Below are 20,216 nucleotides of genomic sequence, written 5' to 3' on the forward strand. Positions count from 1 at the left end.
TCTGAAAAGTGCAGAAAATCAAAAAAGGACATCAGTCCCCCTCTATAGGACTGTACCCATTTATAACCCTTTTACAAAAAGCGAAATGAACGCCCGGTCATCACCCTCAAGTCACGGATCTCTCACAATAAATGTAAAAAAGCACATCTTATTTCCTAATTTCTGACTCTAATATGGCCTTAGGGCAATTGTGTCCAATTTGCAAAATAATTCCGGTTGCCGCATTTCGAATTGTCGGATATGCTTATAAAACAAGAACACTTGTTCCATACTGTAAATAAACTGTTAATTATAGATATTCAAATGAAGATAATCGACACTTTAAAGTAGAGTACAGCATCACGGATAAGGAGAGAAGTCTTATGCCCCGCGAAGACAGACGTGTCATCATGCTGGCCGACTGCCAGTCATTCTATGCCAGCGTGGAGAAGTCTGCACATCCCGAATACAAGGACCGCCCCCTCGTTGTTGCGGGAGATCCGGCGCGCCGTTCGGGTATTATTCTTGCGGCCTGTCCACTCGCCAAGTCCTATGGAATTACAACAGCAGAACGATTGGGGGAAGCGCTCGCCAAATGTCCGGATGTTGTTGTTGTTCGCCCGCGGATGGCCGAGTACATTCGGGTGTCCCTTCATATTACGCGTATCCTTCAGTCTTACACCGATCTGGTGGAACCCTATAGTATTGACGAACAGTTTCTCGATGTCACCGGAAGCCTGGATCTGTTCGGTAGTCCCGAGACGATTGCCCGCAGCATTCAATCCAGGGTGATGGATGAGACGGGTGTATACATTCGGATCGGCATCAGTGATACCAAAGTCGTCAGTAAGATGGCTTGTGATCTGTATGCCAAGAAAGTCCCGGGAGGCATCTGCACGCTACCTCGCAAAGATCTGCCTTCAACCATCTGGAAAAAACCTGTGCGAGACATGTTCATGGTCGGTTCCCGCATGGCGCAGCATCTCTACAAGATGGGGGTTCATACGATCGGTGATCTGGCTCAGACTCCGCTATCCCGGCTGAGAGAACGTTGGGGTGTGAATGGCGAGGTACTGTGGCGTATCGCCCGCGGTATTGACGATTCCCCGGTCAAACCCGGGACATATGCTCATCAACAGCAGGGAATCGGACATCAGATGACGCTGCCCCGGGACTATGACTCCTGGGAAGATATCAAAGTGGTACTGCTTGAACTGGCGGAACTCGTCAGTCGACGTTCCCGGGACAAATCACTCATGGGCCACGTGGTCTCGGTTGGATGTCGCGGACAGGATTATGATCGGCCAACCGGTTTCTCCCGCCAGATGAAGGTGAATGAACCCACCAACATTACGGATGAAGTATACGATGCGGCAGCAGCTCTGTTCCTGCGCCATTGGGACGGATTACCCATCCGCCGTATCAGCGTGTCATTGACCGGACTTGTACCCGATTCCGAAGTGCAGCTGTCCTGGTTTGATGACCGCGAACGTAAAAGAGAATTGGAACGTGCCACGGATGATATCAAGCGCAGGTACGGAGATACCGCCATTATGCGGGCATCCTCCCTCTGCTCGTCCGCGCAAGCCCATGAACGTTCTCATAAAATTGGAGGTCATTATAAATGAGTAAAAAATTGCAGCAAAACGGTATCTTCGAGTCCTCACGCATGATGCTCCCCGAACACCGGGAAGCCTACATTCTTCATCAGGAACAACTTGCTCCTCGTACCCGCACATCCCTGGATGCCCAGGCCGCGGAAGAAATGTCCCGTTTGCTCAGCAACTCGATGATGCTTGGAGATAGGGTCACTATTACGTTGTTTCACGAACATGACGATATCCGTTACACGGGACAGGTGCTTCGGCTGGACCGTCCTGCCCGTACCCTCAGACTACTGATGAAAGATGGGTCCCGGGATATTCAGATGAACCTCATTACAGATGTGGCCCTAGCCGATGAATGAAGGGAGATATACCCACCCCGATGTTGTGAATATTCCATGATAGATGCAGCATAGCCGTTGCCATGCAGGACTGCCTTCCTACACTTCCTGGTGAATACCAAAAGCAGCCGACGAGACATATCCTGACCATTCACTTCGTTCTAAAGAAGCAAAATATCAGATATGTGATTCATCGGCTACATATAAGGGTAAGCTTCTTTTTTCTGAAAAACTTCTTAGAAAAAACTCCAGTCGAATTCCTTGGACAGACGCTCCAGCAGATGCACGCCGGCAATACTGTTGCCTTTTCGATTCAGAGCCGGGCCAACAAGACCAATGCCGAATTGTCCCGGTACAAGGGTCAATATCCCTCCGGATACTCCACTTTTGGCGGGCAAACCGACCTCGATGGCAAATTCGCCTGATGCATTATACATACCACAGGTGGTCATGAAGGTCTTCGCAATCTGAACATAGCGACGAGGGATGAGTTCTTCTCCCGTAATTGGATCTGTTCCATTATAGGCCAGAACAAGTGACATTCGAGACAGATCTGCACACGTCACTTCAATGGAGCAATGACGGAAATACACGGCAAGCACGTCTTCAACGTCATCCTTAATGACCCCGTTGTGCTTCAAAAAGTAGCCAAGTGAACGATTCATATGACCACTCTCCGATTCGGACTGGAATACCTCTTCGTTATAGCCCAGGCGATCATTATTCGCCAGTTTGCGGAAAAACTCCAGAATGCGGCGTGATTTTTCTTCCTTACAGTCTCCTCCAACAAGCGAGGACACCGTAATCGCACCCGCATTGATTAGTGGATTAAACGGGATTCCGGGTTCGACTAGTTCAAGCTTGATCATCGAATCGTAATCGTCGCCTGTCGGTTCTTTTCCTACATTAAAGAAAACCGCTTCTTCCCCATGATCCATCAGGGCCAGAATAAGGGTAAATACTTTGGAGATACTTTGCATCGTAAATGGGACACCGCAATCCCCCGCTGACACATGGTTCCCTTCGGCGTCCATGATATGTATACCAAGCTCATCCTGAGAGGCTTTGACAAGCTCCGGGATATAAGAAGCCACCTTACCTTGCCCGGTGTGCAAACGACTGGTCTCCAGCCACTCCGGCAGTAATGCATTCAGACGTTCCATGGTTGAATTGCTCATATGTCATCTCCTCCACATCTCTATATAAGCAAGCATCTTGCATGAAAAGTGCATGGTGAACGCCCATATAATTAATGAGTAATGAGTTCCAGCCCTCTCATGCAAGATGCCCTGTATTATCTGATTACCCTCAGAACGGTCCCTTTACCGCTTCATTTGAAGATTTAACTCCAAAATCTCGCCAGGAAGACCCTCGTAATCGCCTGTCCAGGTGGATACAAAGTTCTGTCTGGTCAAGATCCGGCGGGAAGCAGCGTTACCCGGATCGATAACTGCGTAGAGGGATCCAATCCCTGCGGCTTGTGCCTGAATAATCAACCGTGAAGCTATGGATGTGCCTTGACCTTTGCCCCAATGTTCAGGCAGGATCATGTAACCTATCTCAGCCTTGGTCGGGTCCTCCTGATCCGGAATCAATTTGGCATACGCCACACCGGCACCATCTTCACTATATACTCGGTAATGTCCACAAGTGGAACGCTCATTAAACTCCAGCATAGACTCGAATTGCGTTCTCGCCTCTTGCTCAGGTACTGCACGTTCTGTAATCTGTTTCATTACTTCCATATTGGAAACCAATGCATAATAATCATCAAAATCAGGTTGTGTGTATTTAATGAACTTCATGATATGCCTCCTCTGGGGTACATAACTTATCTTGGACTTGTTGAATTCACCTAGAGTATAACAGATGCGAATGACGGAATGCACACTAGGCACCACGCTTGCAGGCAGCCAGATGGTCTGATAGGCCAACAAGTCAGCAATCTGACCACTTTAGATACCAAAAAGCGGCCTCAACTGGAGACCGCTTTGTTTACTTTGTTTTTAATTTGCTTTTTAAGATGAAGAAATATTCTCTGTTCCGTACTTCCAGTGCATGTGTTAGCTTGCCCGTGATGAAGGGTTAAGGTTCATCTGTTTTTCACGTTGACGTGCACGACGACCTTGACCCGGAGGTGTAATGATCAGTGCGAGCAACAGCGAGATAGCGCAGAGTACAGCAATCACGATGAAGGTTAGATGGAATCCACCCAGCAGGGCGCTGATGAATGAGCCAGCCAAAGCACCAAATCCAAATCCCTGATAGATCACACCATAGTTTTTGCTCTGATTTTTCAATCCGAAGTAATCGGCCACAATCGCCGGGAATACCGTAATGTTACCGCCGAAGCAGAAGGCAACGGCCGCCACACAAGCGAAGAAGATCCCGAAGGTCAATGGAACCAAACTAAGTGTCATGACAGCTACGGCTGTAACCAGCAGCGCACCAGCGATGACTTTCATTCGTCCTACTTTATCCGACAGCGCACCGAGAATAATACGTCCCGCCGTGTTAAAGATCGCAACCATGGCCACTGCGTTGGCAGCGGTAGCAACATCAAGACCTGCAAGCTGTACACCGATATCTTTGACAATACCAATCAGATACAAACCGCTCATGCAAGCCGTGAAGAAAATAACAAACAGCATGTACGCTTCTTTTGTACGTAGCATCTCTTTCACCGTGTAGTCATGACGTGCTACGACTTGTTTGGATCCTTCCTTGCTTGCCGGAGCCTGTTCACGAACAACCGCTTCACGGATCAGGAATGATCCCGCAACCACCAGAACCAGAACGATAATGCCCCAGTACATAAATGCCTGAGCAGGACCAACGGAACCAATCAATGCCGTGTTCACATATTTGAACAATAAACTACCGGTACCGAATGCGCCGACCGAGATCCCCGAGATCAGACCTTTACGCTCCGGGAACCACTTGATCAGATTAGACAACGATGTAATGTACGCCGTACCATCTGCAAAACCAACGACAAATCCAGCCAAAATGTACAGCAATGTTAGCGAAGTGACTTGGGAACTCAGAATAAGACCCAGTCCAAGCACAACCCCGGCTACACGAATCAGGCGCTGAAGACCCCAACGTTCCTGCAACCGGCCTGCAAACAATGTGGCAAACGCCAAAGCAAAACTGGTAATTGAAAAAGTTATCGCGACCGAGCTGACGTCCCATCCGAAACGATCAGACAACGGTTGATTAAATAAACTCCAAGTATAGATAGTTCCAAGACCCATTTGTACAATGATGGTCCCCAAAACAATAAGCCAGCGATTCATTTTTGTAGGTGCAGATGTTGATTCAGGTGTTGATGAAACGGATGAAATTGTTGCTTTCATCGTGATCTCCCCTTTGCCGATGTCATATACATGAATGCGTTCACAAGCTAATCATACATGAAAGGGGATTCATCACACCGTTTTGAGCATGAGTTGCATCAGATGCGGAATGAAATGCTTCTAGATGCGCATGAGTTGCCTGAATTCTTTGACCTTCCCACGACTCACGGGCACTTCAGCTTCCAAATCGCGCAGACGGAGCAGATACGTATTGTTAAACCAAGGTACAATTTCACGGATTTGCGACAGATTTACGACGTAAGAACGGTGGCAGCGAAAGAACGTATCCTGTGGCAGACGGCTGTGAAAATCCGATATGCTCACTGGCATGGTGAACTCCCCATTTTTGGTATATACCTTCGTCACTTTCTCTTGCGCTTCCGCATAGTAGATATCTGCCGTATCCGTAACAATAATATTGTCATTCCGCAGCAGATTAATTCTTCTGTCTGTATGGGAATTCGTATCTCGTTCTCGTAACAGATCTCCCTGTGCAGCAGATCCGTCCACCAGAGTAGCTGGTCCATCCTCAACATGTTGCTCCACCGGCGTATGATCACGCTTGAAAGCCATCTCCAGTTTATGGAGCATCGCAGCGATTCGTTTCTCATCATAAGGCTTGAGAATATAATCGAACGCCTCCAACTCAAAGGCTTCCGCTGCATGTTCCTTATACGCCGTAGTAAATACAATGTAGGGTTTCGTTGCAAATTTCCCAATATGATGAGCCAGCATCATACCGTCCAGCGAGGGAATATTGATATCGAGAAAAATAACATCTACTTCTTGTTCCTGCAAAAACTTCAGTACATCCAGCCCATCTTCAAGGCGATCCACCACTTCAATCTGACTATGTTCCTGGATTAAATAATTCAGTTCCTCACTTGCCAGAATCTCGTCTTCCACAATAAGAGCTCTCATTGATCCATCATCACCTTGTTACGACATCTCCTTTGGGCACATCAAATAAAATATTGGTTCCTTGTTCCAGCCGTGTAATGGTTACACCTTGTCCGTAGATAAGCTTGACCCGGCGATGCACATTATATAGCCCGATCTGGTTACCAGGCATACGGTCGTGATAGACCCGTTCAATAATATCTGCACTGATTCCTGCTCCTGTATCGCTGACACTGATTCGCACAAACTCCGGATAATCCTGAACCCGAATTCGAACAGTCCCGGGTCCTTTGACCTTGAGAATGCCATGAATAATTGCATTTTCGACGAGCGGTTGGATAACAAGACTCGGAATATGCACCGCGACTTCATCAATGTCATAGATCACATTAAGTCGGCTACCAAAGCGAGCTTTCTCAATCTCTACATAATTCCGGACCTGCTCCAGTTCCTTATGAATATCGATCAACTCATCCGACAGCTCCAGATTGTAACGCATGTACCCGGATAGATTCACAATCAGCTCCCGGGCACGATCCGGTTTGGTTCGGATGGACGAAGCAATCGCATTTAGCGCATTAAACAGAAAATGAGGGTGAATGGTTGTCTGTAACGCACGCAGTTCTGCTTTGTTGGCAGCAGCCTTGATCTCTTCTACCCGAGATACTTCCATCTGGGTTGAGATGATCTGCGATAAACCTACAGCCATCGTTTGTAATGGATACGTAATTTTGTACGCTTTGCGATAATAGATTTTGAGCGCACCTGTAATGTCTCCTCGTTCTTTGAGCGGAATGATTAACAGCGAGTGGATATCCGGTGTTTTTTCATCAATGACATCATTACTGATCGTAATCTCCCCGCTGGATATTGTCTTCTTGGTCATCTCACTTATAATTTCATTACCAATATGATATCGTTCCTCACCAAATCCTACATATGCTAGCACATTTCGGGTATCCGTAATCGCAACGGCATCAGCCTGAATATCCTCCTGAATAATCCGGCAGATTTTGCGCAGAGAATCCTCGTCAATGGAACGGAAGTACGGCAAGGTCTTGTTGGCAATCTCCAGCGCCAGCTTCGCCTGACGAGCTGCAATCATTTCCTTTTCCCCTTCGACACTCTGTACCAAGAGCACAATCAGCCCAATGTTGACTTCACCCAGAATCATAGGCAGCGCAATCTGCGAGACAATATCGGCACCCAGTGGATCGGGATAGGAAAATAGCAGGATTAGTAACATCGTGAGCGCTTCGCAGATCATTCCGGCACCAATACCGATGATCCATCGCTTAGGCTTGGGCGTGTACTTATGTATATATCCGGATACCAGACCCGCCAGGATACTCGTGATTAGACAAGGTATAGCTGTGACACCATCCATATCGATCAAATACCGATGCACACCGGACACAATCCCCGTAATAATACCCACAGGCGCCCCGAACAAAATACCACCCGATAGCACCGCTATAATGCGGACATTCACCAGTGAACCTTCAACATTAATGCCCGTATATGTCCCAAAAATGGCAAAAGCACAGAATAACAAGGTAACTGCAATAGACTCTTGCCACCTTAATTTCCCCTTTTGCAGAATCTGCCTAAATCTCGGCACCCTCGACAGAAAGAATAAAAATATAATCAACAGCGCCGCCCGTTCAAATAAACCCAGCAGCATCGTAAACATTTCCAATCGTACTTCCTCCACATCTGTCTGAAAATAAAATGCATACCGACGCAGCCACGCCTTTTTGACATAAAATCCAGGACATTGATCGCTGCTGCTCGTATGCTCGTATGCTCGTATGCTCGTATGCTCGTATGCTCGTATGCTCGTATGCTCGTATGCTCGTATGCTCGTATGCAACAGTTTACCGCTCCCCCCGGAGGAAAGCAAAGTCCATCCTGTGAAAATACATCAACTATGTTACACCATTCACACTATAGTTCATCCCTTAACTTCTATGAAATATCCGACTCCAAAAAAACCTATGTTATAATTAGTTGTAATGTTATTCCAATTATTAAGTGAGAATTAATACAGAAAGGTGTTCATGCATGCTTGCCATTATACTCCTAGGTTCATTTCTGCTTTTTAGCCTAATATGTCTTACCCTATATTGTGTCTCCAGACGATCCAACAATCCTGATCGCTCAACAAGACTTGTCCTGCAAATGATTTTATTTATCTCAATCCTGACTTTGATTGTACAGGACTACATTCTAAAAGAATTCCCTTCCAATAGCATTATCATTGTAGTTTTAATCATAACTTTAATCATCATCAGCTCTTTCCAGGATAAAAGTAGAAGTGTAGTGGATGAAAATACATAAACACAATTTAAAGCCCAACTAAAACCTTTTTCATCCCTACCTCCACCAAAAAAAGGGATGTTCCATTAGTCAGATGACTTAATGGAACACCCCTTCCTAAATTACCAAACAATCATTCATGTAATTTGGTTTTATAAAATGAACTCCAGCTACACAGTAACGGAGAGTGCAGAACCAATCTGAAGAAGCGAAGCGTGCGCCTTTATCCCAAGATTTTAACCTTTAGAAAAGGGAATCAAAAAAATCCGGGGATAACAGCGATCGGAAGATGGTACTGCACTCGTAGTGGTCACGTGTAACACCCTGTAGTTCATTTTAGTTCACCCAACGTTACATCGAATCCCTACCTAAACATCCCCCACAGCTTAATCAAATGAAACGTATTGTTCGGATCAATCTTCTGCGCGAGTACAAACGCAACAAACTGCTCCTCCTGCGCCGGAGAGAAATTCTCATTCATAATGACAGCTGAAGACTTGACCAACCTTCTGACCTTGGCCTTATCTTGCAGATCAGACTTGGTCACGCCATCAATCAACTTTTTGATACGCTCTTTGACAGCGGGATTTTTCATCTTTAATTTGATCCGCTCCACCAGCTGCGGACTAATTCCATATTGTTGATAACCCAAAACGTATAGCACCTCCCAAAGAATGAACTCACTTCTTATTCATATGTCGGGAGGGCTTGTACACTTGTCTTTTTTTACAAAGGTAATACGAAAAACCCGCTATTATGGCAAACATTAGTCAATCAGATCACCCTTGAATACTTGCTGTTGCTGTAGGAAATCACGCAAAGGTGCGTAGTCCATAGACGTCCAGAAGGTCGCATTCTCAATCAAGTGGGTTACGTCATCTCTGGCTTGTTCCAGCACAGCAAAATCGGCAACCATGTCGGCAAGACGGAATTCAGGCAATCCGCTTTGTTTTGTACCGAAGAAATCACCCGGACCCCGGAGATCCAGGTCACGCCGGGATACCTCGAATCCATCCTCCGTTTCCGTCATGACCTTCATGCGCTCCTGTCCAACCTCCGTCTTGGGATCAGCAATGAGTACACAATAGGAAGCATGCGCACCACGACCGACCCGACCACGAAGCTGATGCAGCTGGGAGAGACCGAAGCGGTCCGCGTCCATAATGACCATCAACGTGGCATTGGGCACATCGACCCCAACCTCGACAACGGTGGTGGAGACGAGCAACTGAATATCATTGCTATAAAAGTCCCGCATCATCTCTTCTTTCTCCGCAGCCGTCATCCGTCCATGCAACAGACCTACACGATATTTTGGAAAGTTCTGCTGCATCTGCACATGCAAATCAATGGCATTCTGCACATCCAGCTTCTCCGACTCTTCAATGAGTGGACAGATCAGATAGGCCTGACGCCCCTGATCCACTTCTCTGGAGATAAACCCGAGCACCCGCTCCATCATATCGTGCTTAACCCAATACGTAGAGATCGGAATCCGTCCTTTCGGACGTTCCGAGATCGTGGATACTTCAATATCCCCAAAAGCCGTAATCGCCAGTGTCCGTGGAATTGGCGTAGCCGTCATGGTTAACACATCCGGGTTATATCCTTTACGTCTTAAAACGCTGCGCTGATTCACCCCGAAGCGATGCTGCTCGTCCGTCACCACAAGGCCCAGATCACGGAAGAAAACATCTTCCTGAATCAGGGCGTGTGTACCCACCACAATATCAATCATGCCCATTTGCAACGAGGCGATCAGATCTTTACGTTTGCGTCCATTTACACTGCCCGTTAACAGCCCTACGGTTACCCCAAACGGTTCAAACAGCTTTTGCAGTGAGCGCATATGCTGTTCCGCCAGAATCTCAGTAGGCACCATCAGAGCCCCTTGGAACCCAGATCGAACAGTCGTGTATAGTGCAATTGCCGCAATAACCGTTTTACCCGATCCTACATCACCCTGCAATAACCGATTCATTGCATAGGGCGAACGCATATCATGCAGAATTTCAAGCTCCACCTTTTTCTGAGCATCTGTTAATTCAAAAGGTAAACTGCGTACAAACTCTCGAATCGTCGTATTGTCCGTGGTATGCACTACACCATCCATGCGATTCCGGTTGAGCGCGCGATACGCCTGCATTTTCAACTGGAACAGAAACAACTCCTCATACACCATCCGCTGTCTGGCCTGCTGACCTTCCCGGTTGTCCTGTGGACGATGAATCCCCGCAATCGCCTGCTTACGTGGCATCAAGCTGTATTTCTTCATCAAGGAATGAGGCAGAATCTCAGGAATCATATCTCCGAATTGGATTAACCCTTGATTGATTGTTTTCCGCATCCATTGTTGCGTCAGCTTGCCAGTTACAGAATATACAGGTTGCAATGTACCTGAACGCCCATCGCCTTTATCAGGGAACTCCGAGTCAGTCACTGTCATCTGCATGCGTTTTTGTTCCCATTTTCCCGTAATCACAATCTCACGATTGGGGGTAAGTTGTTCTTTGAGGAAATGGCGATTGAACCAGGTGGCTGTAATCATCCACTCTTCCGTCATGATCTTACAGGTAAGACGGGACTTTTTACCGTATCGTTGTAATACTGGAATACCCATTACCTGTCCCTGAACCGTAATCTTGTCCCCATCCTTCACTTCACTGAGCGAACGAAGACGATAATCCTCATAACGGAACGGATAATATTCAAGCAGGTCTTTAACAGTAGAGATGCCAAAGGCGTGAAGCTCTCCCTCTTTGAGAGCACTCACGCCGTTAATTTGCTTAACTGATATTTCTTCCAATTTCATGTCTAATCCCTCATTCCGGAACAGGCCACATAAAGATCGCAATGACACCAGGTCCAACATGACTGCCTATTACGGCTCCAATATTGGTATAGATCACTTCATTCAGTGTAAAATGACCCCGCAGCTGTTCTGCACAAGCGATCGCTGATCCCGGGTCAGCGGTATGACCTACCGCTAGGTTAACCCGTTTGCCTGCAAGATCCTTCTGGAACAGCTCAATAATACGTGCCATTGCTTTTTTATGACCTCTGACTTTCTCAACTGCGTAGATAACGCCTTCTTCATCAATAGACAGGATCGGCTTAATGTTAAGCAACGTTCCCAAGATGGCTGAAGCTTTGCCAATCCGACCGCCCTTTTGCAGATACTCCAAAGTATCTACAAGAAAGAATAACTTGCGAGATTGTTGCATCCCTTCAATAGCAGCAGCGATTTCGACTGCCGACTTGCCCTGTTCGGCAAGTTCAGCAGCCTGTACCACCATTAGACCGTATCCATACGAAGCTGACTTCGAATCCAGCACGGTGATGTCACCCTCACGCTCAAGCAAAGACTTGCCAAGCATGGCCGATTGGTAGGTACCACTCATGCCGGATGACAGGTGGATCGATACAATCGGGCGTTCCGGGTTCTCATCAAGAAGTGATTGGTACACATTCATGAAATCGGTTGGAGATGGCTGTGAAGTTGTAGGCAACACAGAACCCTTCTTCAACTTTTCGTAGAACTGTTCCGAAGTCAGATCAACGCCATCTGCATAGGTCTCTTCACCGAACAGAACACGTAGCGGAACAATATGAATCCCGTATTTGCGAATGAGTTCTTCGGGAATATCTGCCGTACTGTCTGTTACTATCGTAACCTTGTGGCTCATGACTCTCCTCCTCTTCGCCAGAGTGCTATTGGTACCTGTTCAAAAACTCAACAAGAGACGTTTTGAACAACCTTTATTAGGACTCTACGGAGAACAAATAATAATACACAGGCTGTCCTCCACGATGTACCTCTACCTCAGCATCAGGATACTGTTCTTCAAGCCATGCAACGAGGGCAGCAGTAACCTCAGGGTCCGCTTCGTCCCCTTCAAGGATCGTCACCACTTCATCTCCACTCTCCATCATCTGTTTGAGCAGACCTTCACATGCTTGAAGCATGGCTTCATCCGTCGCTACAATTTTGGAGTTATGAATACCGATATAGTGCCCCGCCTTAATATCTAATTCATCATATTGCGTATCACGAACCGCATGAGTCACTTGACCGGACTGTACCCGGCTGATGGCCTCCAACATTTGATCACGGTTTGTTTCCGCAGACTCATCTTCCTGGAAAGCAAAGGCAGCAGCCATCCCCTGTGGAATGGTCTTGCTTGGAATAACCGTAATCCGGCGCTCATCTTCAAGCAATTCACGAGCCTGCTCCGCAGCCAGTACAATATTCGAGTTATTCGGGAGTATAAATACCTGCTCCGCAGCAATGGAACGAACGGCTTTTACAAAATCCTCAGTACTCGGATTCATCGTCTGTCCACCAGACAGAACAACATCAACGCCAAGACTTTGGAAAATCTCTGCAATACCGTCACCGGAGGATACCGCAATAAAACCATACGGTGCCATCTCATCTGCAGGAAGCACAGCCTCTTCCATACTGCGCGCTGCCTCAGGTGGAATCTCTGCAAACAATTCAGGTGATGGAGCAATGTCCATGCCTGCTGTCAGGAGATCCCGATGCTGTTCACGCATATTGAGAATATGAATCTGTGTAATCTCACCATAATGCAGCGCCAAGTTTAATACCTCGCCTGGTGTCTTGGAATGGACATGAACTTTGATGACTTCATCGTCGGCAATGATAATGATCGAATCCCCATTAACTGACAACGCTTTCCGGAATGCTTCGTCATCAAATGCCACTCCTGCGTTCTCTCCAAGCTCACGATTAATGAAGAATTCCATATCATACAGGAATTCAATATCTTCCGTTTCCAGTCTCGCCTGAGCAGACAATGGCATCTCTGGTGCAATCACCTGCTGCTGTGCAGGCTTCTTGATATCCACTTCTGTCGGTGCAGCCGGTTTCAAAGCAGATGCTGCCACGGATGGGGTTACTTCTTTGTTCAGTGAAGTACGACTCCCTCCGTCACTTTGCAGCAATACTTCCATAAAGCCCTCGTAGATATATACAAGCCCCTGACCACCTGAATCCACAACACCAACCTGTTTCAGTACAGGCAGTAATTCCGGAGTCATTGCCAGTGCTTCTTTTGCTTTTAACAAAACTTCATTCATTAATTCAGTAATATCATTCGTCCGTCTTGCATAGTAGTTGGCATGTTTCGCCGCTTCCTTGGCTACGGTAAGAATGGTCCCTTCAACGGGCTTTACGACTGCTTTGTAAGCTGCGTCAACACCGTTCTGCAGGGCTGCTGCAAATTGGAGCGTATTCAGTTCCTCATAGGGAGCAGCTGAACGACTAAAACCACGGAACAATTGCGACAGAATAACTCCTGAATTCCCCCGCGCGCCCATAAGCAGGCCTTTCGATAGAATACCGGCAGCTTCGCCGATGGAGGCAGAACTTTTTCTTTTAATCTCTGCAACTCCTGCACTCATTGTCAAATTCATGTTCGTTCCCGTGTCACCATCCGGCACAGGGAAAACATTCAGGGAATTGACGTGCTCTGCATGCTGTCCAAGTTGTTCCGCTCCGGCAAGTACCATTGCGGTGAAATCTGTTCCATTTAAAGAACGTATACTCAAGTGAGAATTCCCCTTCCTAGCTTGATACACGAACACCTTGCACCAAGATGTGTCTGGTCTGTTCATGCGCTAACGCGGACTGCGTTATTCTTCGTCCATACCTTGTCCGGCACAGGCATACAATACAACATGTCAGCCGGATTAACGGTCTGGGCGGCCGGGCTACCAATATCCTGCACTCTCTGCACCCCTAACTTCGGGGCATACGGATATGCACCGGTATCAAGAGCCGGCATGAATGCCGCATGGAGACTGGTGCCAATGATGGAATGCCGCAGCTCACAGCGTTGCCAAAAAGCAGACCACCGACCTCTAAGTACGGTTTATTCTCCGACTTCCTTACGGCAACAGCCTGTTCACCACTGTATTATGGACTACTCAACATTGTACTATATTAGACAGGAGAAATAAATAAAGTTTTTGGATCAGTTGACGAAGCTTTTTTAATTATGATATTATATTCAAGTATTGTTTTATGCAGGTTAAGTAATGGAAATGATCCGGTTATGCCGGCTTAAACAACGCCATTAGCTACTGAAACCTGATCTTTATGATCAGGAAGAACAATTTAGTCCTTATGGAATGACTTTTCGTTTCTGAAGGCAACTGGTTATTTTAGGATAGGAGGTGTAATCTATGTCTCGCAAATGTTATGTGACAGGTAAGAAACCGGGCACCGGTAACCACGTATCCCACGCTAACAACCGTAACCGTCGTACTTGGGGCGTAAACGTTCAGAAGGTCCGCATTCTCGTTGACGGCAAACCAAAACGTGTATACGTAAGCACCCGTGCACTGAAAGCCGGTAAAGTGACTCGCGTATAATCACGCAAAGCTACTATAAATCGGGTAAGCAAAAAGCACCTTGTTCCTTGCAGGTGCTTTTTTGGTATTCAAAAAAGGGAATCTTGAATACGCTCATTAACATGTGGATAGCCGCCGCATGGCGCTTCGCAGGTACGAATTCCAGATAAGACTGAGCCAAAGCGGCGGTATTCCCTGTCACCTTATCAATCGGATCAGTTCTTTTGAAACGTATTAAGAATCGCCTTTACAAACCCTCCCAAAAACTTCGGCAGTTTGAATGTGTAAAATTTCATAATTCACCCTCCCCATCATGCTCATGCGTCCGCCGTATCCTATGCTTCAGGCCTTCTTTACCTCAGACACGACAAAAAAGGCTACATGAGAAACCTGCTCATGTAACCATATTTATGCGGAACCTTCGATCCCTATTCCACAATGACAAGCCCGAAGATCAGGTCATTTACGTTTGGGCAGGAATATATTGATAGACAGCGATCATGAAAACACTCAGTACATAATACAGTATGCTGAATATGACAAAAGTAACCCGATGCCCGGTACGATCAAATTTGCGGAAATACATAATAACAACGCCTACCCCGATTAATGACGTAATCGCATTAAACGGGGATTGAATAACCGCAAACAAAGCAAGCACAAGTCCCGTCACGAGACTCGCAGCCATCGTCCACAGTGTCTCCTTGAGGGTCATTGATCAGCCTCCGTAGCTACGACGAATTTCAGTAATCGCGGCAGCGCGATCCTCACGGCCAAATACGGCACTCCCGGCAACGAGCACATCTGCTCCAGCTTCCACCACAAGTGGGGCTGTATCGGCAGCAATTCCGCCATCTACTTCGATATGTACATCATGGCGTCCCTTTTCGTTCAACCAGGTACGAATCTGCTTGATTTTGTTCATGGTACCCGAGATAAATGCCTGTCCGCCAAATCCAGGATTGACCGTCATGACAAGAACCATGTCCACATCATCCAGAACTTCGAGAATGGCAGACGCTGGCGTTCCCGGATTAAGGGCAACTCCTGCCTTCACTCCTTGCTCCTTAATCAGATGAATAACGCGGTGCAAATGCACACAAGCCTCAGCATGAACGGTAATTACCGCTGCACCTGCTTTGGCAAATTCCTCAACATAACGCTCCGGATTCTCAATCATCAAATGCACATCGAGCGGCAAGCTTGTATGTGCAGCGATTGCCTTCACAATCGCAGGTCCAAGCGTAATATTAGGGACGAAATGACCGTCCATAACGTCAACATGAATCCAGTCTCCTCCTGCAGCTTGAGCTTCTGCAACTTCCGCACCAAGGCGGGCAAAATCAGCTGATAATATCGATGGGGCAATTTTAATCATATTAATACCTCCGCTTCTTATCTTTCATTTCGGTCAGGAACAGCACATAGTGCTGATATCGGCTTTCGGAGATCAGACCTTCCTCCTTGGCCGCAAGCACACGACAGCCTGGTTCATGTGTATGAGTACAACCTCGGAATTTGCATTGATCTGCAAACTGGGCGAATTCCCGGAAACAAGTGGAGAGTTCCTCCACACCGATCTCCAGAAAGTCCAGTTGGCTGAATCCTGGCGTATCTGCAACAAATCCACCATTATCCAACGGAATAAGCTCCACATGCCTGGTGGTGTGTTTCCCTCGTCCTAGACGCATGCTGATCGCATTGGTCTCCAGCGTCAGGCCCGGCATCAATGCATTTAACATTGAAGACTTGCCTACACCGGATTGTCCGGAGAATACGCTGATCTTACCAGCCAGACGGTCTCTGAGCAATTCACTGCCTTCACCGGTACGTGAACTTGTGGAGATCACTTCATAACCAACCTGTTCATACAATGCTTTCACTTCAGCAACAGTGTCTTTGGCTGGATCAGCCAAATCCAGTTTGGTCAACACTATGAGTGCATCCAGCCCCGCCTGCTCGATGTGAACAAGGAACTTGTCCAACAGGTTCAGGTTCATATCCGGTTCCTTCACAGAGAATACGAGAACAGCCAAACTTACATTGGCTACAGGAGGGCGGATAAGTTCCGTTTCACGCTTCCGAATTTCATCAACCGTTCCTTCTCCGTTCTCAGTCAACATGTAGCTGACGCGGTCACCTACAAGCGGTGAAGTTCCCCGCTTTCTGAAGATACCTCTGGCTCGACATTGAACGGCGGAACCTTCAACCGAAGGAACCCCGTTGTCTTCCACTGGCATGACATAATAGTAACCGCTTAGCGCTTTAACGATGATACCTTCTGGCATAGCTCCGACGCCCTCCTTTAGATGGTGGTACATTTACTCCAGACGCCAGCATAAGCCGCCCTTATGGACGGCTTGATGCGTTAATGACTTCCTTTTTCTTCTCTTTTTCCTTGCCGTGCCCCTTACCATTATTCATGGCAGAAGTGTCCTCATCTACGCTGTCGCCCTCACCGTCTGCCGGTGTGGACTCAGGTTCACCTTCCTGATTGGGATCAACACTTCCCTCATCTACGCTACCTTCACCTGGATCAGGCTCATTTTCTGGCGGCGTCTCAGTGCTTTGTTCCGGGTCAATGGAAGGTACGTTTACTGTTCCGTTTTTGGCTTCACTGTAGGAGACAAGATACGTATCCAGGAACTGTCCATCACGATATACGGACACAGCCCCATTTTCATTTGGAGCGAGCACAAGTGGAATGGTCAAGGTCTGGGTTGAGTTCACGGTGCGTGTTCCCCATTCCTGATTCTTGCCGCGTGCGTCTTCATATGTGATACGGATTTTACTGTTTTTGCCCTCTTCTTTGGGTGAAACATTGATATTAAAAGGATATTCCAGCGCTTCGGGCGGATACCCTGTACTGATAAAGATTGTAATCTTATCGCCAGGACTGACCTCTGTGCCCGCTTCCACAGGCCACTGCTGCGTCACTTTCCCCTGGTCCACCGTATAACTTGATTCTTCCTGCACCTGAGCAAGCACAAGTCCAGCAGATTTCAGTTTTTCTTCGGCTTCACTGCGGGTAAGGTTCTTCAGGTCAGGCATTTTGACCGTCTCAGTACCTTTACTTACGATTAACTCAATCTGAACTAAAACAGGATCAAATTCCTCATTCACACCCGGTGTCTGGGAAATAACAGAACCTGAAGCCACATCATTGGAGAACTCTTCTTTCCGCTGAATCTGATCTTCCTTAATGCCAAGCGCAGTCAACTTCTTGACAGCCTCATCATAAGTTACTTGTTTGACATCAATCATCTTCAACAGTTCTTTTTCTGCCCCAACACTGATCTGGACCTCAGAACCTTCTTTGACAACATCGCCTTCTTTTCTGCTCTGGTCATAGACAATACCCGGTTCGACACCTTCTTGGTACAGACGGATGACCTCATCACTGACGACGAGTCCTTTCTCCTCAAGCATTTCCCGAGCCTTTTCTTCTGTCTGGGTGATCACGTTAGGCACGGTTACTTCAGGTACAACCAGCATACCCTTGACATACCATACAACGCCCACCATGGCGATTAGAATAAGAACGGTTAATGAAATGAGTAGAGCTGGCTTCTTCCAGCTTTTGGATTTTGCCTTACCCTTGCCAGTTTCTTCGTCAGACTCCATCACAGGCACTGCACCCGTCGATGTAACTCCGCGAGGTTCAGGTTTGATCGCTGGCATAACGCGAGTCTGGTCTATATCATCCTCATCCGGAAAATCAATCTTCGTTTCATTACGTCTCTCCGGCATCAGGCAAGTTTCCAGATCGGTCTGCATTTCTTTGGCCGACTGATAACGTTCCTGCGGATTCTTACGCATGGATTTTAAGATGACATTTTCCACACTTTGCGGAATCAATGGATTGAATTTGCGTGGTTCATCGAACTCTTCCTGCAAATGCTTCAATGCCACACTGATAGGACTTTCACCCAGAAACGGAAGTTGCCCGGTAAGCATTTGGTAAAGTACGATCCCAAGAGAATATAAGTCCGATTTTTCACCAGTAACGATGCCTTTGGCATGCTCTGGTGAGAAGTAATGTACAGAACCAACTACGGAACCGGTCTGCGTAATCGTTGTAGATGTAACGGCACGGGCAATCCCGAAATCCGTGACTTTCACACGGCCATTCCGACCAATTAATATATTGTGGGGTTTGATATCCCGATGAATGATTTGATTATGATGTGCATGATCAAGAGCATCTGCAATCTGGGAAGCGATTCGCACCGATTCGTCCACCTGCAGAGGGGCACGTTCTTTGATAATTTCATTCAGGTTTTTACCTTCCACGTACTCCATCACAATATAATGAATGTCATCTTCCTGCCCCACGTCATAAATGCTAACTACATTCGGATGAGACAGCGATGCTGCCGACTGTGCTTCCCTGCGGAAACGGCGAATAAACTCTTCGTCATGAACAAACTGTTGTCTAAGGACTTTGATCGCTACATTCCGGTTCAACAGAAGATCCTGGGCTTTGTACACAAGAGCCATGCCGCCACCGCCGACACGCTCAATCACTTCATAGCGTCCGCCTAGCTGGTGCCCAATCATGACTCACACCCCGTTTCCGTATCCACGGAACCTTCCCTCTGCAACTCGAACAAAGCAACCGTGATGTTGTCGTCTCCCCCAGCAAGTAAAGCCAACTGAAGCAGTCGGTCTGCACGATCTTCCAATGCCAGTTCCAGATTGCCGGCAACCTGAATAATCTGCTCATTGCTGACCAGGTTACTGAGACCATCGCTACACAGGAGAAGAACTTCGCCTTCCTCCAGCTTGACGGTATCCAGATCTACCTTCACCTCGGCATCTGTTCCAAGCGCACGAGTTAGTACGTTGCGACGTGGATGATGGGACACATCCTCTTTGCTAATCTGACCATTTTTGAACAATTCATTCACCAGTGTATGGTCCTCGGTTAGCTGAATCACAGCTTTGTTCGCAATTTTGTAGGCTCTGCTATCACCGATGTGTCCAATAACACCTTCCGTATCGTTCAATAAAGCCGCAACCACCGTTGTTCCCATGTTGTGATACTTGTCATCTGTTGATGCCGTGCGGAAGATAACTTCGTTGGCATGCAAAATAGCATCGCTGAGAGCCGCAGACAGAGACGCATGTGACAGACCTGGTTCCAGTGTTCCCAGATCTTTCACCAACGTCTCTACTGCCAAGCGGCTTGCCGTATCCCCTGCAAGATGTCCACCCATGCCATCGGCAACTATACCCAGAATATATCCTGTATCGAGATTACGAATCCAGGCTGAATCTTCATTCACCGAACGCACTCGTCCGATATGGCTCACATGAACTGTTTTGATCAAAAC

18 protein-coding genes are annotated in these 20,216 nt (G+C 47.2%); 3 read left to right on the top strand and 15 right to left on the bottom strand.

Annotated elements, in window-relative coordinates:
* Positions 1-362 precede the first annotated feature (362 nt).
* A complete protein-coding gene (locus ACETMN_RS22830) occupies positions 363-1,607 on the top strand; it encodes a DNA polymerase IV (RefSeq protein ID WP_411735184.1) in 1,245 nt (414 codons plus the stop codon).
* Positions 1,604-1,945 carry a YolD-like family protein gene (locus ACETMN_RS22835; protein ID WP_411735185.1) on the top strand — a complete coding sequence of 114 codons (342 nt, stop codon included), beginning with the start codon at positions 1,604-1,606 and terminating at the stop codon, positions 1,943-1,945. The genes ACETMN_RS22830 and ACETMN_RS22835 overlap by 4 nt, the downstream gene beginning before the upstream one ends.
* Before the next feature lie 215 nt (positions 1,946-2,160).
* On the opposite strand, the gene glsA is transcribed toward ACETMN_RS22835, so the two are convergent.
* The 9 genes from glsA to ACETMN_RS22880 form a co-directional block, all read right to left on the bottom strand.
* A complete protein-coding gene (glsA, locus tag ACETMN_RS22840; RefSeq protein WP_091018260.1) occupies positions 2,161-3,102 on the bottom strand; it encodes a glutaminase A in 942 nt (313 codons plus the stop codon).
* 144 nt (positions 3,103-3,246) lie between these two features.
* On the bottom strand, positions 3,247-3,729 hold the full coding sequence (locus tag ACETMN_RS22845) for a GNAT family N-acetyltransferase (protein ID WP_091018262.1): 483 nt from the start codon (positions 3,727-3,729) through the stop codon (positions 3,247-3,249).
* 258 nt (positions 3,730-3,987) lie between these two features.
* On the bottom strand, positions 3,988-5,223 hold the full coding sequence (locus ACETMN_RS22850) for an OFA family MFS transporter (RefSeq protein ID WP_210109141.1): 1,236 nt from the start codon (positions 5,221-5,223) through the stop codon (positions 3,988-3,990).
* Positions 5,224-5,403: 180 nt separating this feature from the next.
* Positions 5,404-6,204 carry a LytR/AlgR family response regulator transcription factor gene (locus ACETMN_RS22855; protein WP_091018264.1) on the bottom strand — a complete coding sequence of 267 codons (801 nt, stop codon included), beginning with the start codon at positions 6,202-6,204 and terminating at the stop codon, positions 5,404-5,406.
* 10 nt (positions 6,205-6,214) lie between these two features.
* Complete coding sequence (locus ACETMN_RS22860) at positions 6,215-7,867, bottom strand: sensor histidine kinase (protein WP_076251217.1); 1,653 nt, start codon at positions 7,865-7,867, stop codon at positions 6,215-6,217.
* Positions 7,868-8,866: 999 nt separating this feature from the next.
* On the bottom strand, positions 8,867-9,154 hold the full coding sequence (locus ACETMN_RS22865) for a stage VI sporulation protein F (protein ID WP_036614589.1): 288 nt from the start codon (positions 9,152-9,154) through the stop codon (positions 8,867-8,869).
* 114 nt (positions 9,155-9,268) lie between these two features.
* Complete coding sequence (gene recG, locus ACETMN_RS22870) at positions 9,269-11,314, bottom strand: ATP-dependent DNA helicase RecG (protein WP_091014330.1); 2,046 nt, start codon at positions 11,312-11,314, stop codon at positions 9,269-9,271.
* A 10-nt stretch (positions 11,315-11,324) separates the two neighbouring features.
* Positions 11,325-12,188 carry a DegV family protein gene (locus tag ACETMN_RS22875; protein WP_091014328.1) on the bottom strand — a complete coding sequence of 288 codons (864 nt, stop codon included), beginning with the start codon at positions 12,186-12,188 and terminating at the stop codon, positions 11,325-11,327.
* Positions 12,189-12,264: 76 nt separating this feature from the next.
* A complete protein-coding gene (locus ACETMN_RS22880; protein ID WP_091014325.1) occupies positions 12,265-14,076 on the bottom strand; it encodes a DAK2 domain-containing protein in 1,812 nt (603 codons plus the stop codon).
* A 636-nt stretch (positions 14,077-14,712) separates the two neighbouring features.
* Here ACETMN_RS22880 and rpmB point away from each other — a divergent pair.
* Positions 14,713-14,901: a 50S ribosomal protein L28 gene (gene rpmB, locus ACETMN_RS22885; RefSeq protein WP_017687459.1), complete on the top strand. Its 189-nt coding sequence runs from the start codon at positions 14,713-14,715 to the stop codon at positions 14,899-14,901.
* A 194-nt stretch (positions 14,902-15,095) separates the two neighbouring features.
* Here the strand turns inward: rpmB and spoVM are convergent, their stop codons facing one another.
* From spoVM to ACETMN_RS22915, 6 genes are all read right to left on the bottom strand, one after another.
* Positions 15,096-15,176: a stage V sporulation protein SpoVM gene (gene spoVM, locus ACETMN_RS22890; protein WP_019424875.1), complete on the bottom strand. Its 81-nt coding sequence runs from the start codon at positions 15,174-15,176 to the stop codon at positions 15,096-15,098.
* A 167-nt stretch (positions 15,177-15,343) separates the two neighbouring features.
* The gene (locus ACETMN_RS22895; protein WP_091014322.1) at positions 15,344-15,595 is read right to left on the bottom strand and encodes a hypothetical protein; all 252 of its coding nucleotides are present in this window, start codon (positions 15,593-15,595) and stop codon (positions 15,344-15,346) included.
* A gap of 3 nt (positions 15,596-15,598) precedes the next feature.
* Positions 15,599-16,258, bottom strand: a complete 660-nt coding sequence (gene rpe, locus ACETMN_RS22900; protein WP_091014319.1) for a ribulose-phosphate 3-epimerase — start codon at positions 16,256-16,258, stop codon at positions 15,599-15,601.
* A gap of 1 nt (position 16,259) precedes the next feature.
* Positions 16,260-17,168 (bottom strand): ribosome small subunit-dependent GTPase A, encoded by a 909-nt coding sequence (gene rsgA, locus ACETMN_RS22905; protein WP_017687455.1) that lies wholly within the window; start codon positions 17,166-17,168, stop codon positions 16,260-16,262.
* A gap of 61 nt (positions 17,169-17,229) precedes the next feature.
* Positions 17,230-19,440 carry a Stk1 family PASTA domain-containing Ser/Thr kinase gene (gene pknB / locus ACETMN_RS22910; RefSeq protein ID WP_091014317.1) on the bottom strand — a complete coding sequence of 737 codons (2,211 nt, stop codon included), beginning with the start codon at positions 19,438-19,440 and terminating at the stop codon, positions 17,230-17,232.
* Positions 19,437-20,213: a Stp1/IreP family PP2C-type Ser/Thr phosphatase gene (locus tag ACETMN_RS22915; protein ID WP_036614606.1), complete on the bottom strand. Its 777-nt coding sequence runs from the start codon at positions 20,211-20,213 to the stop codon at positions 19,437-19,439. Before ACETMN_RS22915 ends, pknB begins: the two co-directional genes overlap by 4 nt.
* Positions 20,214-20,216 lie beyond the last annotated feature (3 nt).

The organism is Paenibacillus sp. M2, from assembly GCF_046713495.1.
In the GTDB taxonomy this organism is placed as follows: domain Bacteria; phylum Bacillota; class Bacilli; order Paenibacillales; family Paenibacillaceae; genus Paenibacillus; species Paenibacillus amylolyticus_B.